General features: G+C 70.7%; 16 protein-coding genes and 2 pseudogenes. 7 read left to right on the forward strand and 11 right to left on the reverse strand.

The window, feature by feature from the left end; genetic code table 11:
* Positions 1-549: 549 nt before the first annotated feature.
* The 4 genes from ABZS54_RS18905 to ABZS54_RS18920 all read left to right on the forward strand — a co-directional run bounded on the left by ABZS54_RS18905 (position 550) and on the right by ABZS54_RS18920 (position 6,488).
* The gene (locus ABZS54_RS18905) at positions 550-729 is read left to right on the forward strand and encodes a hypothetical protein (RefSeq protein ID WP_355536808.1); all 180 of its coding nucleotides are present in this window, start codon (positions 550-552) and stop codon (positions 727-729) included.
* Positions 730-925: 196 nt separating this feature from the next.
* Positions 926-4,018 (forward strand): lantibiotic dehydratase, encoded by a 3,093-nt coding sequence (locus ABZS54_RS18910; protein ID WP_355536811.1) that lies wholly within the window; start codon positions 926-928, stop codon positions 4,016-4,018.
* Entirely contained in the window at positions 4,011-5,360 is a 1,350-nt protein-coding gene (locus ABZS54_RS18915; protein WP_355536814.1) for a lanthionine synthetase C family protein, read from the forward strand. Before ABZS54_RS18910 ends, ABZS54_RS18915 begins: the two co-directional genes overlap by 8 nt.
* A 60-nt stretch (positions 5,361-5,420) precedes the next feature.
* On the forward strand, positions 5,421-6,488 hold the full coding sequence (locus ABZS54_RS18920; RefSeq protein WP_355536817.1) for a PI-PLC domain-containing protein: 1,068 nt from the start codon (positions 5,421-5,423) through the stop codon (positions 6,486-6,488).
* A 416-nt stretch (positions 6,489-6,904) separates the two neighbouring features.
* Here the strand turns inward: ABZS54_RS18920 and ABZS54_RS18925 are convergent, their stop codons facing one another.
* The 3 genes and pseudogenes from ABZS54_RS18925 to ABZS54_RS18935 form a co-directional block, all read right to left on the reverse strand.
* Positions 6,905-7,594 carry an HU family DNA-binding protein gene (locus ABZS54_RS18925; protein ID WP_355536820.1) on the reverse strand — a complete coding sequence of 230 codons (690 nt, stop codon included), beginning with the start codon at positions 7,592-7,594 and terminating at the stop codon, positions 6,905-6,907.
* 1,382 nt (positions 7,595-8,976) lie between these two features.
* A pseudogene (locus ABZS54_RS18930) lies at positions 8,977-11,039 on the reverse strand (LLM class flavin-dependent oxidoreductase).
* The gene (locus ABZS54_RS18935; protein WP_355536917.1) at positions 11,036-11,383 is read right to left on the reverse strand and encodes an LLM class flavin-dependent oxidoreductase; all 348 of its coding nucleotides are present in this window, start codon (positions 11,381-11,383) and stop codon (positions 11,036-11,038) included. Before ABZS54_RS18935 ends, ABZS54_RS18930 begins: the two are co-directional and overlap by 4 nt.
* Before the next feature lie 245 nt (positions 11,384-11,628).
* On the opposite strand from ABZS54_RS18935, the gene ABZS54_RS18940 reads away from it, so the two are divergent.
* The gene (locus ABZS54_RS18940; protein ID WP_355536823.1) at positions 11,629-12,519 is read left to right on the forward strand and encodes an NAD(P)-dependent oxidoreductase; all 891 of its coding nucleotides are present in this window, start codon (positions 11,629-11,631) and stop codon (positions 12,517-12,519) included.
* A 24-nt stretch (positions 12,520-12,543) separates the two neighbouring features.
* Here ABZS54_RS18940 and ABZS54_RS18945 read toward each other — a convergent pair whose 3' ends face one another.
* Positions 12,544-12,930, reverse strand: a complete 387-nt coding sequence (locus ABZS54_RS18945) for an MmcQ/YjbR family DNA-binding protein (RefSeq protein ID WP_355536920.1) — start codon at positions 12,928-12,930, stop codon at positions 12,544-12,546.
* A gap of 434 nt (positions 12,931-13,364) precedes the next feature.
* Between ABZS54_RS18945 and ABZS54_RS18950 the strand changes: the two genes are divergently transcribed.
* On the forward strand, positions 13,365-13,892 hold the full coding sequence (locus ABZS54_RS18950) for a gamma carbonic anhydrase family protein (RefSeq protein ID WP_355536826.1): 528 nt from the start codon (positions 13,365-13,367) through the stop codon (positions 13,890-13,892).
* Between the two features lie 76 nt (positions 13,893-13,968).
* On the opposite strand, the gene rph is transcribed toward ABZS54_RS18950, so the two are convergent.
* From rph to ABZS54_RS18975, 5 genes are all read right to left on the reverse strand, one after another.
* Positions 13,969-16,566 (reverse strand): rifamycin-inactivating phosphotransferase, encoded by a 2,598-nt coding sequence (gene rph, locus ABZS54_RS18955; RefSeq protein ID WP_355536829.1) that lies wholly within the window; start codon positions 16,564-16,566, stop codon positions 13,969-13,971.
* 485 nt (positions 16,567-17,051) lie between these two features.
* Positions 17,052-17,318, reverse strand: coding sequence for a hypothetical protein (locus tag ABZS54_RS18960; RefSeq protein ID WP_355536832.1), 267 nt, complete (start codon positions 17,316-17,318; stop codon positions 17,052-17,054).
* 54 nt (positions 17,319-17,372) lie between these two features.
* Positions 17,373-18,659: an MFS transporter gene (locus ABZS54_RS18965; RefSeq protein WP_355536835.1), complete on the reverse strand. Its 1,287-nt coding sequence runs from the start codon at positions 18,657-18,659 to the stop codon at positions 17,373-17,375.
* Positions 18,656-19,195: a winged helix-turn-helix domain-containing protein gene (locus tag ABZS54_RS18970; RefSeq protein WP_355536838.1), complete on the reverse strand. Its 540-nt coding sequence runs from the start codon at positions 19,193-19,195 to the stop codon at positions 18,656-18,658. The genes ABZS54_RS18965 and ABZS54_RS18970 overlap by 4 nt, the downstream gene beginning before the upstream one ends.
* A 265-nt stretch (positions 19,196-19,460) precedes the next feature.
* Positions 19,461-20,060 carry a cysteine hydrolase gene (locus ABZS54_RS18975; protein WP_355536841.1) on the reverse strand — a complete coding sequence of 200 codons (600 nt, stop codon included), beginning with the start codon at positions 20,058-20,060 and terminating at the stop codon, positions 19,461-19,463.
* Positions 20,061-20,458: 398 nt separating this feature from the next.
* Between ABZS54_RS18975 and ABZS54_RS18980 the strand changes: the two genes are divergently transcribed.
* Entirely contained in the window at positions 20,459-21,391 is a 933-nt protein-coding gene (locus tag ABZS54_RS18980; RefSeq protein WP_355536844.1) for a LysR family transcriptional regulator, read from the forward strand.
* Between the two features lie 499 nt (positions 21,392-21,890).
* Here the strand turns inward: ABZS54_RS18980 and ABZS54_RS18985 are convergent, their stop codons facing one another.
* Together ABZS54_RS18985 and ABZS54_RS18990 are read right to left on the reverse strand one after the other, a co-directional pair.
* Positions 21,891-22,676: a hypothetical protein gene (locus ABZS54_RS18985; protein WP_355536847.1), complete on the reverse strand. Its 786-nt coding sequence runs from the start codon at positions 22,674-22,676 to the stop codon at positions 21,891-21,893.
* Between the two features lie 451 nt (positions 22,677-23,127).
* Positions 23,128-23,314 (reverse strand): annotated as a pseudogene (locus ABZS54_RS18990) (transposase); the annotation flags it as partial.
* Positions 23,315-23,468 lie beyond the last annotated feature (154 nt).

Below are 23,468 nucleotides of genomic sequence, written 5' to 3' on the forward strand. Positions count from 1 at the left end.
GCCGGTGTCGGCACGGTCGGCCGCTCGGTCTCGGCTTCGGCGAGCGCTTCGGCTTCTTTGATGATCGGCGTCAGCGCACCGCTGAACAACCCGCCGCACGCCGGCGGATGATGCGGTCGAGCCCGGACCCGACACCCCGCATAAACGGTGTCGAATCGACGCCCGAAGAGCGTTTCCGAATCGCCCCGACGACTCGTTCGAATTAATTGCCCCGGGACGATACGGCGCCCGCCGAAACATTGCCACGCGGAATGTTCTCGATGCAGAAGATGCCAACGAAATCGGTTAACCGGGATTCACCCGACGACTCCGTCGGGTTGCCGAAGACTCCCCTGTGAAGGGGCGCGGCCTGTCCACACCTGCTCGGCATCTTGGCAGGGTAGGAGCTTGATCGCGCTTTCCACAGGAGATTTTCAGCCGGTACGGATGGCCGGTAATCGTTCTTGTTCGGCCGCCTATTCACCGCTTAGCGTCCTCCCCGAGATCAAACAGATCTCCTGGATTCGCAGCGCTCACCAAAGCGCTGCGACCGATATCGCGGGAGTTGTCATGAACGACAAGATTCTGCTCGAAGAAGCCACCGAGACGCGCGACTTCGCGGACCTGGACCTCGATGTCCGCATCGCGGACGGCGAACTCGGCGCTGCCGACTTCGGCTCGTCCAACCCCGTCACCGTCTCGCCGAACACCTGGGGCGTGCAGTCCCGCTGCTGGGTCTGCTGCTGGTAGTGGTTTCCGGGGGCGGGCGGGTCTGCCCGCCCCCGGGTTTCGGCTCCCGGCGAGAGCCGGGCACACGGGTATGGGGTCGGTGCGAGACACGGTGCGACACTCCGAGCGGAATCCTGGGCGCGGCGACGGTCCCAACGAGAGACGAGACGGCGCGCAAGACGACGACTACGAACCGGCCGGCCCGATCCTCGTGCGGATGGCGAGCCTGCCGCGCGCCGGGCTCGACGCCGGCCCGGACCGCGCCGGCCCGGTCCCGGACACGGCCGACGGGGACACCCCCGCGGGGTTGCGGCGGATCACCGCCGACCCGCTGCTCCGCGAGGCCGTCCGGGTCGCCAGCGGCAGCCTGTCCGCGGCCCTGGACCGACTCGACGCGGGCGTCGACCTCGGCCCGAAACGGCTCACCGGCACCGCCCTGTCGGTGACTCGGTACGCGCTGCGAATGGCCGGCCGGCCGACCCCGTTCGGCCTGTTCGCGGGTGTGGCAACCGCCCGGCTGGGACCGGCCGCGCGCGTGTCCGTGCACGGCCCCGGCACCAAGGCCGTACACCTGGACGGCGGTCGACTGCACGAGCGCGTCCGGGCCTGGCTCGCCGCACCCGAGGTCCGCCGCCGCGTCGACGTGGTGCTCAACGACCTGTGCCGGATCCGGGACGGCCGACTGGTCCTGTCCGGCCCCGAGCAGGAGATCTCGGTGCGGCACAGCGCCCTGGTCGCGCACGTCTGCTCGGCTGCGACCCACCCCGTGCCGTACGAGAACGTGCTCGATCGCGCCGGCGAGGCGTTCCCCGAGGCGCCCCGCGATCGGCTCGACGCCCTGGTGGCGCAACTGCTCCGGCACGGCTTCCTGCTCAGTTCGATCACCCCGCAGCGGCTGGACGATGCGCTGCTCGATCGGATCGACACCGCCATCGAGGAACTACCCGGGGCTTCCGATGAGTTCCGCGCGACCAGAGCCGCCGTGCGCGAGTACGAGAAGGCCCGACCCGGCGAGGGCGCCGACTCCTGGCACCGGTTGATGGGCCTGATCGACCCTCGCGCCGACGCCGCCCATCCACCGGTCCAGGTGGATCTGCGGATGGATGCCGACATCACCCTGCCGCCGGCCGTGGGCGAGGAGGTGAGCGCCTACGCCGGCGCGATGTGGGCCCTGTCGGACGCGTGGGTCACTCATGCGCACATCCGCGACTACCGGGACCGGTTCATCGAGCGGTACGGCACCACGGGGGCCGTACCGCTGGCCGAACTCGTCGACCCGCACCGGGGTCTGGGCTTCCCCGCCGGATACGGCGAACGCCTGGCTGCGGGCGAGCAACCCGCGACCGGCTACCAGCCCGGTCGCGAGCGGCGCGCACTGACCGCGGAGCTCGTCCAGGATGCGCTCCTGCGCGACGATCGCGAACTGCGGCTCGGCCCGGAGCTGATCGACCGGCTGGCCGACACCGCCCAGCCCGAGGGCGGCGAGCCCGCCGAGCCGCCGAACTCGCTGGAGCTGTGCTTCCAACTCCTGGCCGACGATGCCGGCGCCCTCGATCAGGGCCGCTTCCGCCTGGTCGGCACCCCGCACGCCGGCTCCTGGTTGGCCGGCGCGATGGCCGGCCGGTTCGCCGAACTCACGAACGGTACCGAGGAGTTGGCCAAGCTCGTCGCCGCCTCGGCGGACCCCGACGCGGTGGCCGCCCAGGTCACCTTCGCACCGCACGCCGCCCGCGCGTTGAACATGGCCCAGGTGCCCCGGCTCCTGCCGTACGAGATCCCGGTCGGGGTGTACACCGACCGCCGCGATCCACACTGCCTGGACTGGCGTGAACTGCTCGTGGGGGTCGGTCCGGCCGGCCTGAACCTGACGCTGCCCGGGACCGGGCAGCGAGTGATGCCCATCGTCCCGCACATGGTGGCCCTCGATCGCGAGGCGCCCAAGGTGGTCCGGCTGATGGTGGACATCGTCTTCGGCCGGGCCCGCACCTGGACCGGCTGGGACTGGGCCGGATTGGAGGTCCTGCCGCAACTGCCGAGGGTGACCTTCGGTCGGGTGGTCGCCGCGCCCCGGCGCTGGGCCCCGGACCACGCGATGCGCGTCGCGGCCGAGAAGCCGCGTGAGTTCGACCGCGCGCTGCGCGAATGGAGCGATCGCTTCGACGTACCGGACCGGGTGCAACTGGTGCACTGGGACCGCGCGTACGGCCTCGACCTGGACGTCCCGTGGCACCGCACGCTGCTGCGCCACGAGGTGCGCAAGGGCCGGGTCGCCCTGTTCGAGGACCTGACCGACCACGGTCGCGGCTTCGGCTGGGCCGCCGGGTACGGCACCGAGCTGGTGGTCCCGCTGACCCGGCGACCCAAGACCCGGATCACCCCCGCCCCCACGCCGGCAGCGCCCGCACGCGCCGTCGAACCCACCCCGGCCACATTTCATCTGCCGGGCGAGGAATGGCTGTTCGCAAAGTTGTACGCGACGCCCGACACGCACGACGAACTGCTCCGGGTCCGCCTGCCGGCGCTGCTCACCGACATCGGCGAACACGTCGACCGCTGGTTCTTCATGCGATACCTGGACCCCGAGCCGCACATCCGGATCCGCTTCCATGGCGATCCGGAGCCGCTGCGCGAACGGGTGCTGCCCGAACTGGCCCGGCATGTGCGGGCGCTGCGCGAGGCCGGAGCGATCCGCACGATGGCGCTCGACGTGTACGAGCCCGAGACCCGGCGGTACGGCGGACCGGACGCGCTTTCGGCCGTGGAGAGCCTGTTCTGCGTGGACAGCAGATCGGCAATCGCCCAACTGGGCCTGCGGGCGCGCGGTGGGCTCGCCGTGCCGGACGAGGTGCTGATCGCGGTCAACCACGCGCTGCTCCTGGAGAGTCTGGGCGAGTGGGACTGGTGTTCCTGGGTCGAGTACGCGTTCGCCAAGGGGCCGACACAGACCGGCTTCCGTCGGCACCGCGCGCTGGTGCGGGAGCTGATCCGCCCGGGGCACACGGCGGCGGCGGTCGGCGAGCGACTGGGGGTGCCGGCCCTGGCCGAACTGTGGTCCCGGTCGCCGCAAGCACGTGCCTACGGCGCGATCGTGCTGTCCGACGGGGGCCGCCGACCGGCCGGCGCGGCACACGAGAACGCCGTACTCGGGCTGTTGCACATGCAACACAACCGGCTGCTCGGCATCGACCGGGCGAGCGAACAGCGCGGCTACGACATCCTGCGCGGCATCGCGAGCGACCATCTGGGCCGGCTGGCGCACGCACCGCAACCGCAGACCCGCGACGAGGACGAGGGCGGCCGACATGGTTGAGTCGACGATCGACACCGTCGTGCCCCGGCATGCCGACCGGGCGCGCGCGACGGTGACCCGCGTACTGGACCGGCTCGCCGACCCGGAGGCCGTCGCCGCCGACACCAACGCCGCGGCGGCCGAGTCCTGGTCCGGCGAGGGCACTCCGCCGTGGGCGGAACTGTCTCTGTCCAGCGGCTTCCCGGGAGTCTCCCTGGCGTTCAGCGGCACCACGTCGCGCGGCCCGGAGCACACCGCCCGCGCGCACGCCTACCTGGCCCGGGCAATGGCGGTACTGGCCCGCGAACGTTTTCCGGCCGGCGGCGTCTTCGACGGGCCCGGCTCGGTCGCGGTCGCCACGCTGGTCGCGCACCATGCCACCGGCGGGTACGTGTCCGCCCTGGCCCGGCTGGACGACCATCAGCGCCGGGTGGTCCACGCCGCCCTGCCGCGTCCGCGCACCAACATGCCACTCGCCACGAACGCCGAGTTCGAGACGGTCCGCGGGCTGAGCGGGATCGGCCGTTACCTGCTGGCGCGCGTCACAGCCGGCGGCGAGGCCGGCGCCGCCGAGTTGCGGATGGTGTTGTCGTACCTGGTCGGGCTTGCCGACGGCGAGATCACCCATCGCGGACGCAAGGTGCCGCGCTGGTGGACCCTGGCCGCACCCAAGCTCGGCCAGGAGGCCGAACTGCCGGACGGCCACCTCAACCTGGGCCTGTCGCACGGCGTGGCCGGACCGCTCGCGCTGCTCTCGCTGTCCTGGCGCGCGGGAGTACAGGTGCCGGGACACGGGGGGGCGATCGAGCGCCTGGTGGCACTGCTCACCGAGTGCGCCGTCCCCGCCGGCGACGCGTTGTGGTGGCCGCCCTTTCGCACTTTGCACGAGTGGGTGGCCGACCCGGATCCGGACGCCAAGGCACCGCGCCCGTCCTGGTGTTACGGCGTCCCCGGCGTGTCCCGGGCGATCCAGTTGGCCGCGCTGGCGCTCGATCGGCCGGACTGGCACGACCTCACCCGGCGTTCGCTGACCGGCCTGCTGGACACTCCGATCGCGGACTGGGGCATCGACGACCCGGCACTGTGCCACGGCTGGGGCGGGATGCTGCACCTGCTCGGCCTCCTGGCCGAACACCTCGACGACGCCCGACTACCCTGCGTTCGCGACGAGTTGGCTGCGCTGATCCTGGCCCAGTACCACGACGAGTACCGCTTCGGCTTCCGCACGACGATGACCGACGTCCCCCAGGGCGCGGACGTCCCGGCATTCCTGGAGGGCGCGGCGGGTGTCGCGCTCGCCCTGGACGCGTACGCCGAGGGTCGCGCAACGGCGGGCTGGGATCAGGCGCTCCTGGTGGTGTGATCCCGGCTTCCCGGGCGGCGGGGGTCAAAATTCGGCCGGTTCCGAGTACGTTTCCCTGCCATGGACTCTTCCAGCGGCATACCGGCCGCCTCCCCCCGATCCGGGGAACGAACCCGATCCGGCAGCAGGTTGCGCTACATCGGCCGGCCCGGACGCGGGCTCCTGGTCGTGGTGTTCGCACTCCTGGCCGCCCTCGTCCCCTCGACCGCCTCCGGCACTGCCACCGCGGCACCCCTCACCGCCGCGGCGCAACGTTGGGGCAACGACCGGCTCGACCAGGTCACTTCGCTGACAACGCACAACTCGTTCACCAACTACGAGGACTCGCGCTGGTCCTCGGTCAACCAGTCCGAGTCGGTGCGCGGGCAGTTGGACCGGGGCGTCCGCGGGCTGATGCTCGACACGCACTGGTACGAGCACAGCACCGGTCTGTGCATCATCAGTTTCGGCAGCGACTGCTACCCGAGCGACGTGTACCTGTGTCACGGGGACTGCAAGGCGTTCGCGGGGGTGACCTACGCGCTGCCCCGGCAGAGCTTCACCGGGACGATGCAGACCGTGGTCGACTTCCTCAACGCGAATCCGCTGGAGGTGGTGACCGTGTTCCTGGAGGACTACGTCGACACCGACCAGCTCCGTCGGTCCCTGGAGCGGGTACGCGGGCTGTCCGATCTGCTGTACCGGCCGGACACCGCCGGCGTACGGGACAACGGCTGGCCCAAGGTGGCGGACATGGTCACCGCGAACAAGCGCCTGCTGCTGTTCTCCGACAAGCCCGGCAAGGAGGGCCTGGGCGTGATGTACGACAGGGACTGGACCGTGCAGAACTACTGGAGCCTGGGTGACCTGGGCAACGATCTGGCCTGCACCAGCCGGTGGTCCGACATCCCGCTGAACCGGACCGAACCCGGCTTTCGCCGATTGTTCGCGATGAGCCACTTCCGCAATGTGCCGACGATCGGGACAGCCGCCCTGGACAACGGGACCAAGCTCCGCAATCGCATCGCGCAGCAGTGCGGGCCGGCGGCGGGGCGGAACCCGAACTTCGTCGCGGTGGACTTCCATCGACAATCCGACGGGAGCGGACACAGCCCGGCATCGATCGTCGCCGAGTTGAACGGGGGCTGAGCGGCGCGGGGCGGGGCCGGGCGCAGGGGCCCGGCGGGAGCAGGTCCGGGGCCAGGACGGGCCTGGGGCCGGAGCGGGTCCGGGGCGGGGGCAGGACGGGCCTGGGTGGGGCGGCCGGGCTGAGGTCCGGGGCACAGGGCGGGGGCCCAGGACACGGATGGGCCCGGACCACACTGGACCCGGTCGGCGGCGGCATGATCCGGCGGATGCCGATGGACGGCGGCGCGATCGGCGGCACAACGTATGTCCCGGTCGATCGGCCGTCGGAACGCTCCCGGCAACCAGTGGCACAGCGCGTATGCCGATCCGTCCGCCGTCGGAACGCTCCGCCGGGACCCTCGGGGCGTTCCGACCCGGTACCCCGGTCGGACCGCCCGTCACGGGCGGTCCGACCATCGCATCCGACCGGGTGGTCCTCAGGCGCGCTTGGCGGTGCGAGCGCTCGTGCGCTTGGTGGCCGTCTTGCGACCGGGCGTGCTGCGCGCGGTGGGCGTCGTGGCGGCCTTCTTGGCAGTGGTCTTCTTGGCCGGGGTCGCCTTCGCGGCGGTCTTCTTGGCGGTGGTCTTCTTGGCCGCCGTCGACTTGGCGGTGGTCTTCTTCGCCGCGGTGGTCTTCGTGGCGGCCTTCTTCGCCGTGGCCTTGCGGGCCGGAGCAGCGGTCTTCGCCGCCGTGGTGGCCCGGGTGGTCGCCTTCTTCGCGGTGGCCTTCTTGGCAGTGGCCTTCTTCGCGGTCGCCTTCTTCGCCGCGGCCTTCTTGCCGGCGACGGTGGTACCGCCGGTCACCGTGCCCGGCGAAGCCTTCTTGATCGCGGTCTCGCCACGAGTCAGCTTCTTGGTACCGCCGGTGAGGTCCTTGAAGCCCTGGCCCGGGCGGAAGCGGGGCACCGAGGTCTTCTTGACCCGAACCCGTTCGCCCGTCTGGGGGTTACGAGCGTACCGAGCGGCGCGCTCGACCTTCTCGAACGAGCCGAAGCCGGTGACCGAAACCCGGTCCCCGGCGACGACCGAGCGGATGATGGTGTCCAGGACCGCGTCGACCGCTTCCTCGGCCGCAGCCCGACCGCCGAGCTTGTCGGCAATGGCTTCGACGAGTTGTGCCTTGTTCATGAGATGCCTTTCGTGGTGCGGGGGTACCGATCGCTTGCGATCGGCCGGACCATCCGACCGATCGGGTCGAACGCCGTTGCGCCAGTACCCATTTCCATGACTGTAACTCTCCGTCACACGGGGGGCATTTCGAACCGCACGAAAGACGCGCCCGAAACACCCCCATGGATCAACGACGGGGACCCATGCGGGGATCCGCGAAACACGCGGCAAATCCTCCTGCCCGGTCCCGATGTTGACCCGCCGAGGGGCAGTTTCCCCTTGTGGCGCAAGGCCCGAGGCGCCTCGGACAGGCTGCCTCCGCGGCCCCACCACGGCCTGCACAGGTGCGGTAATCGGGAAATACTCGCCGACCCGAGCTTCCGCCGAACGGATTTCGCACATCCGGCGTGGCAACGTCCGTCCGTGGACGTGATCCGCACCCCGAGCCGCCGGCAACTCACCGAAACCGAACCACAATCGATCGGCCGCCCACCACTGAGAGCGACCCCGGCCGACGAGACGCGGCCCGCCCCCACCCGACAGCGGATTCACCCCTCGCCCCCCGACACCACAAGGCCACCACAGGGCCGTTGACCTGCACAAATACCCACGAATACATACCAAGCGGGCAGTATGTCGAGGAGCGCCTACCCAGCGAACGAGGCCGACCGACTCCAAACGCCCGAACCGGGTCCGGCGCAGCCCCGGCCGCAGCAAATCCGCCCGCCACCAGGCCGACCCGAGCCCGAAGGCCCATGCGTACGAAACCCGACCGCCGAACGGCCCGATCCGAGTCCGAAAACACGCCCATCGAACCGCCAAAGCCGGCCCCGGAGGCCACCCAAGGCGGATCGGGCTCCAAAAAGCGGATTCCGCGTCCCCCTGCACCCGATCCGACCGGGCCCACGGGGCCCTTCGGCGGTCCGGCCCAGGCAACCCCCGAGCCCGGCCGATCCGAACCGGATCCGCCCCGCGCCCAGCCGGATCCTCCGCACGCACAAGGAAATCGCCACCGATCCGGGCAATTCTGCGCCTTCGCGCCAGGCCAAGGCCCGCGGGCCCTCAGGACACGAGCACGCTCCGGATCAGCGCAGGTCGTCGAGCGCGTCGAGACACACCACACCGAACCCGGCCACGCCGACCGACCAAAGATGCAACCCACAACGACCCCAGGCACATCAGCCCCACCCGCCACCGGCCTCGACACCGACACAAGCCCCGCCACACCGACCCCGAGTGGCTTTCGGTGACCCGAAACGGGGTCGAGCCCGACGCGGGACTCACCCCCCGAAACAGGGCCCATGACACCCCCGCACCCGCCACAACCCACGACGGGCGGCGGGAAGACGGACATGACACCGGGCTCGGCCCCCAAACAGGGCCCGTGACACCCGCACTCGTCACAATCCGCCATGGGCAACCAAGGACGGACCGCAGCGGACTCGCCCCGAACCTCGGCCCGTGACACCCCCACCCGCCGCAACCACGACGAACCGCAGAAGGGCGGGCTCACCAGCGGGCTCACCAGCGCAATCCACTCCAAATCCGGTGCGCCGAACCGATCGAGGGCGGAATCGGCGCCGGGACAAGGCAGGTACGGCAAAACCGGATCGGACTCCGCAGCCGGGTAAGGCTTGTCGAGCGGGCCCGGCCCGATTCCACGTCGTGGCAAGGCAGGTCGGGATTCGGTAGCCACCCCTGCCCACCACCCGGCACATCAGCGCCCCCGCCTCCGTGTGCCCGATCCGCCCCACCACAACCTGCCGTTCGGCAAATCCCAACGCGGCCCACCCACCACACCCCGCACCCATACCGTCCGTTCGTTCGGCGCACCTCGCCCGCCCCGCCCCGCCCGTGCCCACACCGCACCCCCGCCTCACGACCGGGACAAGGCCGACCAGCCCCGTTCCGCGCCGCACCCCCGCTCCACCCCCGGAACAAGCCCGACCCGCCACGCGCCCGCGCCGCACCCCTGCCCCGCAACCGACCCACTCCCGCCGCACGCCCGCCCCACAACCGCAACAAGCCCGACCCGACCCGTGCCCACACCCCACCCCCGCCCCCGCCCCCGCCCCCACAACCGCAACGGGTCCGTCCTCTCCGCGTCGGCTGCACGTCCGCCACGCGACCAAAGTGGAATCGGCGTGGGCGTAGTCGCGGTGCACGTCCGCTCCGCAGACGGTCGCGGGCCGCGCGCGTTCCACAGCCGGGTGCCGATGCGCCACGCGCCCGTTGCCGAGCCGTTCGCCCCGAGCTTGGATCAGCCTTGCGCTCGGCCCCCGGTCGGCCGTCCGTCGGCGGCCAGGGACAGCTGCTGATCCGGTCCGGGAGCGGCGACGCGACCCGCCCCGAGCGAATTCCCGATGGGATCCCGCTTTGCGCGTGCCCCGAGCCGGCCGGGACGGACGCGCGGCGCACAAGCATCCCGGGCACGCAGCGAACGACCCGCCGCCGGCCACGAAGTAAACAAACACCACCACGACACCCACCGGCCGCGTAGCGGACGAGCACCCCGGTGCACAGCGAACGGACCACCCCGGCCACGAAGTGGACGAGCACCACCAACACGACACACGCCGCACACGCTCGGCCACGGAGCCGCCCACCCCGCCGCGCACACCCCGCCGACCACCCCGCGATCTCGGATCAGCGGAGCGCACGTGTACCAAACACGACACAGGCTGCGCACCCGGCCCCGGAGCGAGAGGCGGGGTCGGGTGGTCGGGGCGGGGTGTGCCGCGCTCGGCGTCCGCCATCGCGACCTGTACCCGGGCGAGGCGATGATCGGCAGCCGGATCTCCAGGCTCCCCAGGGCCGCGTATTTCGGCAAGTTGTTGGGCGACCTGTTCGTGGCTGCCCACCAGGGCGGTGCCGGCGCCCTCCCGGACCAGGCCGATGCCCGCCCACAGGCTGGGCGCGATCTCCAGGTCTCGGGCGTCGCCGCCGTGCAGCGCGGCCATCCGGGCCCGGCCGACCGACTCCATCGCGGCGAACCGCGCCTGGGCGGCCGCGATCCGGGCCGCGTCCATGCCGTCGAGTAGACGGTGTGCCTCGGCCCAGGCGGCCTCCGCCCTGTCCCGGGCAATCACGTGCACTCGCGGGCCGAATCCCGGTTCGCGCCCCTGTGCCCGGGCCTTCGCCCGGACCCGCGCCACGCGCTCGGCAACGGCCGGGCCCGGTTCGCCCACAGCAGGTATACGTCGGCAAAGCGCGCCGCCACGTCCTTGGCTGCGGGTGACGCGCCGCCGAAGTAGATCGGCGGGTCGGCGCTCACACTTGAGCCGACGGTGGTCGGACCGTCCTCGACCCGGTAGTGGGTGCCGTCGAAGCCGTACGGCTCGCCGGCCCACGATCGGCGCAGCACGGCCAGGAATTCGCCGGTGCGGACGTAGCGGTCCGCGTGAGTGAGGAAGTCGCCGTAGGCGCGCTGCTCCTGCGAGTCGCCACCGGTGACGATGTTCACGGCGAGCCGACCACCGGAGAACTGGGCGAACGTGCGGGCCTGTTGCGCGGCCGGGTGGGCAACACGAAGCCCGGCCGGAAGGCGACGAGGAAGCGCAGCGTGCTGGTTCGCTCGATCAGCGCCGAGCAAACGATCCACGGATCGGGGCAACCGGCGCCGACCGGGGTCAAAACCGTCTCGAAGCCCACCTGTTCGGCCGCCGCGGCGACCTGCGCGAGGTAGCCGAACGTGGCCGACCGGGGTGCGCGAGCGCGCCGATCGGGAACGGCGCAGAGAACCCGGACGGACTGCTGTCGCCACGCGCTGTGGATCGACGTGAAGTCGTGCGACGAGGCGAACCGGATTCAGCGGCCGAGCTACCTGAGCCGGCCGCCGGGCGACATGGACTCCGCCCCGGACGTCTCGCCTCTCTCGCCGACCCGGAATCAGGACACCCCTGCTCCCACCCCCGGCTTCGGTTCGACACTCGCGTCGCTTGCGGGGTTCGGGGCATGTGTGCGGCATGGTGGGAGCAGGCTCGACCGGCGCCGGCTGTCGTCGGATCCGATCCGAGTCGTGTAGTCCGTTCCCCGTCGGTTGGGAGTGCCGCGTGAGTGGGAGTACCGGGATGGATGTGGGCTTCGTCGGTCTGGGCGCCATGGGCCGTGGCATGGCGGCGAATCTGCTTCGGGCGGGTCACTCGGTGCGGGCCTGGAATCGCTCGCCGGGACCGGTGGACGAACTCGTCGCCGAGGGCGCGGTGGCCGCGGCCGATCTGGCCGACGTGTTCGCGGCCGACGTCGTGGTTTCCATGCTTGCGGACGACTCGGTGGTCGAATCGCTGTTGTTCGCACCGGAGTTGTTGGCCGGGGCGACGGCCTCGGTGCACGTGAACATGGCCACCGTCTCGGTCGCGTTGGCGCGCCGCGCGGTCGAGGTGTACGCGGCGCACGGGATCGGCTACGTCGCGGCGCCGGTGTTGGGTCGAGCCGAGGTCGCCGCCGGCGGTGGGCTGAACGTGCTCGCGGCCGGCGATCCTGTGCTGCTCGATCGGGTCCAGCCGCTGTTCGATGCGATGGGCCGGCAGACGTGGCGGGTGGGCGACGAGCCGGATCGGGCCAACACCACCAAGATCGCGTGCAACTATCTGATCGCGTGCGCCCTGGAGTCGATGGCCGAGGCGTGCACCCTCGCGGAGGCGGGCGGGATCGAGCCGAGCGCGCTGATCGACATCCTGACCCACACCATCCTGCCCGGGCCGATCTACTCGGGCTACGGCGCGATGATCGCCGAGCGCCGGTACGAGCCGGCCGGGTTCCGGCTCGTACTGGGCCGCAAGGACGTCGAGTTGGCGCTGGCCACGGGCGCGGCCCACCACGTGCCGATGGCGTTCGGCGGCGTACTGCGGGATGCCTTCATCGATGCCGTCGCGCACGGTGACGGCGAGCGCGACTGGTCCGCCGTGGCCGAATCCACCCGGCGGCGGGCCGGTTCGGCCTGATCGAACTCGGCCGGCCCGGGGCGGCTACGCCTCTTCGGGCCGCTGTCCCGGCCAGTCCAGCTTCAGCCGTTGCAGCTTCGGCAGTTGGGCGACCACGAGGTCGTAGGAGTCCTCGATCAGGTCCCGCACCATCGTCTCCGGCAGCGAGCCGTCCAGGGTCACGGTGTTCCAGTGCCGCTTGTTCAGGTGGTAGCCGGGGACGATCGCCGGGTGTTCGGCGCGCAGTCGGATCGCGAGTTCCGGGTCGCACTTCAGGCTCACGTGCAACGGCGGCGGATCGGTCAGCACCGAGAACGCGAAGATCTTCCCGCCCACCTTGAACGTCGACAGGTCGGGATTCCGCCCGAACGGAAACTCCTCCTCGGCCCCCTTGAACTCGAGACACATGCCCCGAAGCCGCTCGGCTCCCATCCCCGCCAACTCCTGTGCATCGCCCATCCCGCCAGTATGCCCACACCACAAGGCCCACCCGCACAGGGCAGCCCACACGACGCGAAGCAGACGAACCCACGCCCCCGCGCCCACAGCCCGCGCCTCCGCCCGAGCCGCGCAACTCACCGCCTCCACCCCGCGCTCCCGGCCTCGACGCCAACCCACGCCCCACACAGCCCGTGTCCCACGGTCCGCAACTCACCGCCTCACCGCCTACGCCCAGCCCCAGCCACCGGCCCCGGAGCCCCCACAACACGCGCCCCGCAACCCACCGCCTCGCACCCAGCCCCCAGTCCGCCTCCACCCCCACCCCCACCACATCTCGACGCCTCGACGGCTCGACGCCCGAGTCGCCGGCACTAGAGTGCGATCGCGACGGACCCGCCATGGTCCACTCACCGACAAGGAGGGCCATGACGAACCCGCTGATTGCCGCCGTGAGCGGGCACGAGCCGCAGATCGACCCCACCGCCTTCGTCGCCGCGAACGCGACGGTGGTCGGCGCCGTCACCCTCGCCGCCGGGGCGAGCGTCTGGTACGGCGCGGTGCTGCGCGGCGACGCCGAATCCATCGCGGTGGGTCCGGACACCAACATCCAGGACAACTGCACCGTGCACAGCGACCCGGACTTCCCGACCGTGATCGGCGCGCGGGTGTCCGTCGGCCACAACGCGGTGCTGCACGGCTGCACGATCGAGGACGACGTCCTGGTCGGCATGAACTCAACGGTTCTCAACGGCGCCCACGTCGGTCCGGGCGCGCTGATCGCCGCCGGGGCCGTGGTGCCCCAGGGCATGCGCGTACCGCCCGGCGTCCTGGTCGCCGGCGTACCGGCCAAGGTCAAGCGCGAACTCACCGAGGACGAGCGCGCCGGCATCAAGGCCAACGGCGCCGGCTACCAGTTCCTGGCCCGGGCCCACGGCGAGATCACCTTCAACTGACCTCGGGGCGGGCCGCCGCCTGCGCAGCCGTTGCGCGACCCGGCACGGCACGTCGGTCGCCGTCGTCCGGGATGGATCAAGGCAGGATCTCGACGTACCCGTCGGTTCCGTGCACGCGGATCCGCTGCCCGTCCCGGATCAGCCGGGTGGCCTGCTCCACGCCCACGACGGCCGGCAAGCCGTACTCCCGGGCGATCACCGCGCCATGGGTCATCAAGCCGCCCACCTCCGTCACCAGGCCCGCGATTCCGACGAACAGTGGCGACCAGCCGGGGTCCGTGAAGGTCGTGACCAGGATGTCGCCCGCTTCGAGATCGGCCTGCGCCATGTCGAGGATGACGCGGGCCCGTCCCTCGATGGTCCCGGCGGAAACCGGTAGGCCGATCAGGGCGCCGGCCGGAACGTCGTCGCGCCGGTACGCCCCGGTGACGGCCTCGCCATCCGATGTGAGCACCCGGGGCGGTGTGAGCGCGTGGTACGACCGGAACGCGTCCTTGCGCTGCCGGATGAGCCGGTCATCCACCCGGTACGAGCGCACGACGTCGTGGAGTTCCTGGAACGTGAGGTGGAAGATGTCCTCCTTCTCGGGGAGCACGTTGGCCTGCACGAGGCGCTCGGCCTCCTCCAGCAGGGCCTGCTTGTAGACGAAGTAGCGGCTGATGATGCCGTACTTCGGGTACTCCCGGTACCCGACGAAGGTTCGGACCCGGTCGATCATTCGCTTGGCCTCGTCGGCTTTCCGGTCCCCGTCCGGCAGGGCCCGCAAGCGTGACAGTACGTCCTGTTCCTTCTTCCGCGCCTTCCGCCGCCCTTGCTCGAAGCGCCGCTCGGCGGCGCCCGGCTCGAAGTTCCTGACGTTGTCGAGGATCACGGGCACAAGCGTGGTGGGGCGCTCACGCCAACGTGGCCTGGTGATGTCGATCTCGCCGACGCAGCGCATGCCGTACCGGTCGAGGTAGCCCTCGATGGCGTCGCGCGCTTCGGTCCCGCCCGCGAGCTTCGCCAGCTCGTCCAGGAAGGACTCGTGCTCGACGCCCTGCAGGAACGCCACCACCTGCGACTTCGGGCGGATCACGTCTGCGACGTCGAGCAGCGCCAGTCCCATCTCCGACGTGACGTTGTCGGGGGCGGACAGTGTGAGCGTGTCGGCCGCGTTCTTCTCGCCCAGCCACTCCAGCAGCTTGTCGTTGAGCCACCACGTGGCCTCCATCCCCGCCATGATCGCCTGCATGCTCAGCGGATCGCCGAGGACTCGCTTGTGCTCTTCGAAGGCCTCCAGCAGGAAGTCGAACAGCGCCGGTCCGGTCTTCGTCCGGATGTCGCGCTCCAGTGCGGCGATGGACACCCGGCTGCGCTCGATCAGCTCGGCGACGATGGCCGGATCGGTCTCGATCGGGGCGGACGCACCGCCGGCCGGCGGCCCGCCGGGACTCGCGTCCGGGAGCGACAGGACGAAATCGTCGCGGCCCAGGACGGTCTCCAGAGCGTCCCTGATCAGGGGATCGCCTCTCCCCAAGACGTCCAGGAGGCCGGCGCGGCTCGCGGGTGAGGCCAGGCGCCGGGTGACGTCGACGAACAGCCTCCCGCCGGCCTCGTGCATCGGCACCATGGCGGTCAGCTGCCACATGGAGAGCCCCAGGGGCTTCATGGGGTCGGTCATCATCTGCCCGTGACCAACGGAGACGTAGACGTGATTCTCCTGGTCGCCGGTCTCGGGGATGGGGAACAGCGTCGTGATCGGCCGGCTCTGAACGATCCGGAAGCCGTCATCGACCAAGCACCATTCGATGTCCTGCGGGCGGCCGAAGTGCGCTTCGATCCGCCGCCCGAGCCGCACGAGCCGCACTACTTGCGCATCCGTCAGAGCCGGCTGCTCCTGCCGCTGCGAGTCGATCGCCACTTCCCGCGTACCGCCGGCCGGCAGGGCGTGAACGGCACGCTGTTTGGAGGCGATCGCCTTGGTGACAACTTCGCCGTCTCGCACCGTGAAGACGTCCGGGTTCACCAGGCCGGAGACCAGAGCTTCGCCGAGGCCGAAGCCGGCGTCCACGGTGGCGACCTTCCGGTTGCCCGTGACGGGGTCGGCCGTGAACAGGATGCCGGCCGCATGCGCGAAGACCATCCGCTGCACGACCACTGCCATGTGGACCGCACGGTGGTCGATGCCGTTCCGCCGGCGGTAGGTCACGGCCCTCTCGGTGAACAGCGAGGCCCAGCACCGGCTGACGTGCCGAAGGACCGCCGTCGGCCCCACGACGTTCAGGTATGTGTCCTGCTGGCCGGCAAAGGAGGCCGTCGGCAGGTCCTCTGCCGTCGCGCTGGATCGCACGGCAAAGGCGGCTTGCTCGCCGAGCCGGGCGAGCGCGCGGGTGATCGCCGCCGCGAGATCGCCCGGGATGGCGATCCCTTCGATGGTCCGACGAATCTGCGCGCTGAGCGTGCGGATCGCCTCCCGGTCGTCCGGGTCCGCGCGCGACAACCGGTCGAGCCGATCGTCGATCGACGGCGCTTGCGCCACGATCCGCCGGAAGGCGTCCGTCGTCACGCAGAAGCCGGCCGGCACGTGGATGCCTTCGATCCGCGACAGCCCGCCCAACTGCGCGCCCTTGCCGCCGACAACCGCGACCTGCGTCTCGTCAACCTCTTGAAGATCCCACACGTACTGCTCGATCATCGCGATACCTCCGAGGCAGTCGTGTCCCGTTGCACTGCACCGGCCGATCGAATCACCGGCGCCACCGGCTCTGTCGAACCTCTCGTCAGGCACGTCCTCGTCTGTGCCTGCTCTCTTTCTGACGAGTCGGCCGCCCGCTCCACCCAGTGGGGCGGCGCGCCCCCCGCACCACGCCCCGAGGGCTCGCGACCGAACTGCCGATCCCACCAGCGGTTCGACGTCACCGCGCCCCGATACGTCGACAACACACGCACGTCGTGCCTCCATTTCCGCAGGCTGCGGCCTCGGTCGACGATTTTGCGGCACCACCCGGGTCTTGCCGCAAGCCCCCCTGTGCGCTATACGTTGAGAGTGGCAAGGAGAGACATCTCCTTGCCTTTGTCTTTCGCCGTCCAATGGAACCGACAAGCTTCTCGCGAAGCGTTGGCACGCCGCCTACGGGTACGCGTCGTTGGCCCAGGCGGATGTCCCATCGGCCCATGGACCTATGGATGCCGCCGCGGACCGGAAGTTCTTTCCCTTGTCGCCACCAGGTCCGTACCGCTGTCCGGTTCGCCGCCATCGCCGTCGGCGTCGTTGGTCTCGCCCGGGTCCGGGGTGCTCGGCCACGAGGTGCTGTGCACCTTGGTCAGCGCGGTGGAACCCGGCAGGGTCAGATCGGCGTACTGCGCCACGCGCGTATGCATCGCGTCGGTGGTCGCCATGGTCGGCAGCGCGAACACCATGCCGCGCGCCCCCGAGGCGAGCGCCAACTCTGCGATGCCGAGGCGGACTTGGCGGTGTCCGACCTCGACGAGTGGTACGTCTTAAATGGCACGCTCCTGAACGGGATCCCAGGATTCCGGGTGATCTGGATCATCGGCCGGGGCGGCGGCACGCAACGCCGCCTCGACCCGGCGGTTGCTGGTCATGGTCGCCGTGACGGCGGTCATGCTGAGGAGGAGGCCGGCGGCGGTGTAGAGCGGGGTGCGTACGTCGTAGGCGGTGGCCAGCCAGCCGCCGAGGAAGGCTCCGAACGGGGCGGCGCACATGGCGAGCATGCGGGAGGTGGAGGCGACCCGGCCCATCAGGTGGGCGGGGACGATCGCCTGTCGGAGGGAGGGGCCGAGCACCATCGTGGCGCCCATGCCCGCGCCGCAGACGGCGAGCGCGAGGCCGGCGATGTACGGGTTCGGGGCGGCGGCAAGGCCCAGGATGGCGAGTCCCTCGACTGCGGCCGTGCAGGTCAGCGCGGTGCCGGTGCCCAGTCGTCGGCCGAGGAAGGAGGCGATGGCCGCGCCGAGCAGGCCGCCGGTGGCCTCCGCCGTGAGGAGCAGGCCGAAGCCGAAGGTGTCGATGCCGAGACGGTCGTGCGCGAAGAGGGCGAGTACGGTCTCCACGGCGAGGAAGGCGATGTTCCCGACCGCCGGACGCAGCGCGAGCCCGAGCAGCAGCCGATCCCGGAAGACGTACGCGGCGCCGGCCTGCGCCTGCCGCAGCAGCGACTCACGGGCCTGCGGTACGGGCCGGGGCGCGGCGGGCAGCGACCGTACGAGCAGTGCGGAGAGCGCGAACGAGACCGCGTCGGCGAGCAGCGGGACCGCCCGCCCGAGCGCGAGCAGGGCACTGCCCGCAGGCGGCCCCGCGAAGCCGGACGCGGCGGTCTGGGCGCCGCGCAGGCGGGAGTTGGCGCGCTCCAGGAGCGCGGGGGCGCGGCCGAGCAGATCCGGCAGATAGGCCGTGGCGGCCGTGTCGAAGAAGAGTCCGCCGAGGCCGAGGAGGAAGGCGACGGCCGCGAGCAGTGGAATGCTCAGCAGGTCGAGCGCGGCCGCTGCCGCAGGTATCGCGAGCAGCACCGCACGCGCCGCGTCCGTGACCCACATCGTGCGCCGACGGTCCCAGCGATCCACCAGCGCACCGCCGAGCACCCCGAAGAGCAGCCACGGCAGCGTTCCGGCGGCCGTGACGACGGCGAGCGCCATCGGATCCCGTGTCAACGTCAACGCCAGCAGCGGCAGCGCGGCATGCGACACTCCGTCACCGAGTGAGGACACCGTCTGCGCGGTCCACAGCCGTCCGAACCCGGTCGGCAACTTCCGAACTTCTGGGATCACTTGGCGTCCCCTTCGACCTGCTCGCGCGATGCCGGGTGGAACAGCGCGAAGACGAGCGACGCGTCCGGCAGCGACGGATCGGACAGCTCCCGGTACTCGTCCGCCAGTGCCTGCAGCCGCGTCCCCAGCTCCGCGAACTGCTCCTCGGTGAGCCGCAGATGCGCCATCCGTACATGCCGCTCGCCATCCACCGGCGCCGCCTCCAGGTCCGCCACCGCATGCCGCATCAGCACATCCGGCCCTCCCTCGCCCGGATCCGGCAGCACGATCGCCCGCGCGGCCATTGCGTAGTACCGCTCGGTGACCCCGCGGACCTTCCGCGTCCGCACCACCTTCACCAGGCCGGCCCGCTCCAGCAGCCGCACGTGATAGCTGGAACTCCCCTTCGCAAGGCCCACCCGCCCGGCGATCTGCGTAATCGTCGCCGGCTCGAAGCGGAGCACCGCCATGATCCGGTGACGCGTGAGATTGGAAACTGCGCGCAGCTGCTCGTCAGTGGTGACGTGGAACGTCTCAGGAAGATCGTCGGTAGGCATGGCCTAATGGTCAACATTTCTTGACCATTAAGCAAGGGGTTTTGTTCGGGCGTCCGGAATCGGCTGTCCGGCACGTGAGGCGTCCGCTCCCACACCCTCCTTCCCGACCTCGCTCAACCCGCACTCGGGCGCCTTCGCTCCGCCTCTCGCGGATGCTCATCCGCACCGCGCTGCTGATCTCGCGGTTCATGGAGACCGCGGCTCCGCAGAACCCGCAGTGTTGGGGGCACCCGCGCGATCCGACGGATTGGGTCGGCGGTTGGAGTCAGTCGGCCCCGAGGAGGGTGCGCAACTCGGCGGTGTCGACGATGTGGGCCCGTGAGGGGAAGACGCGATGAAGCAGGATGTTGTGGACTTCGGTGTCGGGGTCGGCGACGCCGTCGGACAGGACGTAGAGCTGGTAGTCGCGGTCGGCCGCGTCGATGACGGTAGACAGGACGACGCCGCTGGTACTGAAGCCGGAGATGACCAGAGTGGTGATCTCGCGCTCGCGTAGCTGCTCGTCGAGGTCGGTGGTGGACATGCCGCCGAAGCGGATCTTGCGCACGATGATGTCGCCGTCCTGGGGAGCCAGGCGCTCGTGTACGGCGGTGGCAGGGTCCTCGTGGTGCATGAGGCGGTGCTGGGCCAGCGGGGCAAAGGACTTGTTGGTGGCCGGGATCGCGTCCCAGTCGGCTTCGGTGAAGCCGACGCGGACGTACGCGATGCTGCCGCCCTTGGCGCGAACGTCGGAGATGGCCCCTTCCACCCGGGCCAGCAGGGCCTCGTAGTCCCGGCCTTCGGGCAGATGGGCCAGGATCGCGGGCTGGTAGTCCATGACGAGAAGGGCGGTGCGCGCGGGGTCGAGCGCGGGGGCAGTGCTCACGCGAGTTTTCTCCTTGCTGGTGGTGCCGGTCGGCGCTCATGCCGGCCAGTGGCTTCAGACGGGGGTCGAGCAGGGCAACCGGCTGGGCGGCTGCGGCTGTGATCGGAACGTCCGGCAGTGCGGTCGGCGCGCCGCCGAGTTACTCGCGGACACGGGCCGCGGATTGCGGTGTGTCACGTTTTGCTCCGGGTCGGATCTCCCTCGTGGTGCGGCGCGTGGTCGTGCCGGGGAAGCAGGAAGACGGATTCCCGTGGCGGAGAGCAGATAACTCCCTTCGATGCCCCGTCTGAACAAACTGATGTTGACCAGTTAGAGCAAAACCCGCAGCACAACAGCAGGTCAAACAACCAATCCGCCAGCAAGTCACAACCAAACGTTGTGCACTAGGGTGGATCGGCATGGACCTCGACACCGTCCGGACCTTCGTCGCCGCCGCCGACGCGGGGCAGTTCCAGGAAGCCGCCGCCGAGCTGGCGGTCACCCAGCAGGCCGTCTCCAAACGCATCGCCACGCTGGAGCGCAACCTCGGCGCGCGGCTGTTCACCCGCACCGCCCGCGGCGCCGAGCTCACCATCGACGGGCAGGCGTTCCTGCCGCACGCGCGCGAGCTGCTGCGCGTCGCCGAGCGCGCGGTCGCGTCCGTACGCACCGGCAGCCGTCCGCTGCGCGTCGACGTGATCAACTCGCGCGGCGCGACGTCGGGCCTGATGCGCGGCTTCCACCACGCGCACCCCGAGATCGACCTCGACGTGCTGATGCTGTTCGACATCGAGACGGCCGTCGCCGCCATCCGGTCCGGTGCGATCGACGCGTCCTTCCGCGCCGTCGCCGTGCCCAGCCGGCCCCTTCCCGAGGACATCGAGTCCGTACGGGTGCTCGACGAGCCGCTCCAACTCCTCACCGGCCCCGCCCATGCGCTGGCGGGCGCCCGGTCGGTACCCCTCGCTCAGCTCGCCGGGCACCGGATCTGGATGCCCGGCATCGTCCCCGGTACCGAGTGGGCCGCCTACTACGACGACCTCGTCGCCGAGTTCGGCCTCACCATCGAGGCGACCGGCCCCAACTTCGGCTCCGACGCGCTCCTCGACACCATCGCCGACACCCCGGCCCTGGCCACCTTCATGGGCGAGCAGACCCGCCTCGCCTGGCCCGCCGGCCACGGCCTGCGCCGCATCCCGGTGACCGACCCGACGCCCGTCTACCCACACTCACTGATCTGGCGCCGCGACAACCCACACCCCGCACTGACCACACTCCGCAACCACCTCGGCTCCACGCAGCCCGACCGCCCCGACAGCGAGACTTGGACACCCGCATGGACACAGCGGTAGGCAGCACCGCGTCAACCATCGGCAACGGCCTCGTGAGCCGGTCGGACTCACGCGGGCCGTCGAACACCTCGGCGCCCTTGCCGTTCCGGCGGCGCGCCGCTGGGCGGGCGACGAACGCGAGTGGCCGGCTCGCCTCGGCCGGGACGTCCTGGCCGACCAGGCCGTCCCCGAGGCGCTACCGACCCTCTTGGCCGAGCTCGCCGAGCAGCGGCGGACGCGCACCTGGTGCGGTCCCGAAGCCACAGCGAGGCGACTTGCCCGGTTCGGACCGGCAGCCGCACAGGCTGCGCCGGACCTGCGCCGGCTCTGGCTGCACACCCCGCACTCCTACGAGCGGGCCGCCGCAGCGGAGCGGCCGGCCACCGCTTAGCGCCAAGGGCAGTTCGGTCACCTTCTCCGAGGACGCACCGGACAGCCGGTGGACCGATCGCCCAAGAAGGCGAAGTGGGCATTCGGCAAGCACCCTTGCAGCCGTGCTGGGACGGGTGTCGCCTGCCGACTACCCGATTGCCAGCGGCTGGGTGCCCATGCGAGGCCATGAGAGCGTCGGCAGCGGTGCCACCGTGTTGATGTCGGCCCCAGGAGCGGGGCCTCCGAAAAGAAATTCCGTTCGCCGCAGCCGCACCGCTCCGGTCGGGGTACCGTCCCGCCGCGTCACGGTCGTGACGACCTCAACGTACGCGGGCAGATACGTGGCCGGGTCGAGCCAGTACACCGCGCGCACGGGGCTGTAGTTGTCGCCCGTTTCGTAGTTCTCGACGAGCATCGGCTTCATCATGTAGTTCGGGTCGACTTCCTTCCTGGCGGCCACCAGCCAGCCGGTGACATCGTGGGTGTCCCCCGCAGGCTGTAGGTCGAGGCTCAGTCGCAGATAGTTTTTGCCCTGCGCCGCCACTTGCTCGACCGAGGGGGTGAGGAGCCCCGGCACGTTGTTGAGGATCGACACGAACTTTGTTGCCTCGTCCGCGGTCATGGCCGGCGGCAGGATCCCGTCACCGACATGCCCACCCGAGAACAGCCCGCCGGCGATCGCTCCGGGCGGGTCGCAAGCTTTCGCCGACTGGAACCACGCGTTCTGCTGCTCGAGGTACACGAGCGTCCTGCCGTCCTTACAACCCGATCGCCCGGCAACGGTTCCGGGGCCTTGGCGCATGTAGTCGATGTAGTAGTTCTGAGTCGCCGCGTCCACCCACGAACTTTGACGTTGGCTCGTGAAGGATTCCTTGGCGACGTTCCCCGAGACACTCCACTCCATCCGATGCTCGACCGACCGCTGGCTGCTCATTGCTGTGACCAGGGCTCCCAACACCTCGTGTGGGGTCGTTGCCTTTGCCGGCTTCGCACCGCCGGCCTGCCCGGCATTCGGCTGCTCGCTCTCGAGACCGAGCCAGGACGGGCGGGACCCATCGCTACACCCCGCCGTCAGAGCCAGCACCATTGCGACGGCTGCCGGCCATGCCCCGCGCTTCAATCTTCCCCCACGCCGCACGCATGCTCCTCGTATCGGATTATTGACTGTGAGTCAGATCGTATGGTGGCAGCGGCGCGTGATCACGCGGGGGTCATTCCTCCTCGCTCGACGTGGCAGGCAGGAAGCCGCTCGCCTGGCGGTCCACAACAGCCAGAGACGCTCGACGCGTGGTTGCCGAAGGGAACATTTCGCCGTAATCGGGGAATCCCTGCCGCGATCGGTGCGCCTGCGCCTGCCGGATGGTTACGTGCCGAACCCCCGCTTGGAGCCGCCCGTCGACCGCGTGCGCAAGCGGCACCCGCACGAGGGCGTCGCGCAACCGCTCGGCGCGGATCCGCCCATGGTCGACCGCGTCATACCGGGCGGCCGTGCCCACGCCGGTGCTCCGGCGCCAACGACAGCCCGACCAGCGACCCGACCGGGCCGTCCGTGCACAGCACCGCGTCCGCCAACGAGTTGCTCGCCGACGGGAGGCCGCTGGGTGATCTGGATGTGGAGGGCGCCTGGCGGGCGTTCCTGCGGTTCGGTCGTACACGCTTCGACACGCCGGGGTCGCCGGACTCCGACGGGTTGCTGTTCCAGTACGGCACGTATGCGTTCGACGGT

The organism is Embleya sp. NPDC005575 (assembly GCF_040605455.1).
Classification (GTDB): Bacteria; Actinomycetota; Actinomycetes; order Streptomycetales; family Streptomycetaceae; genus Embleya.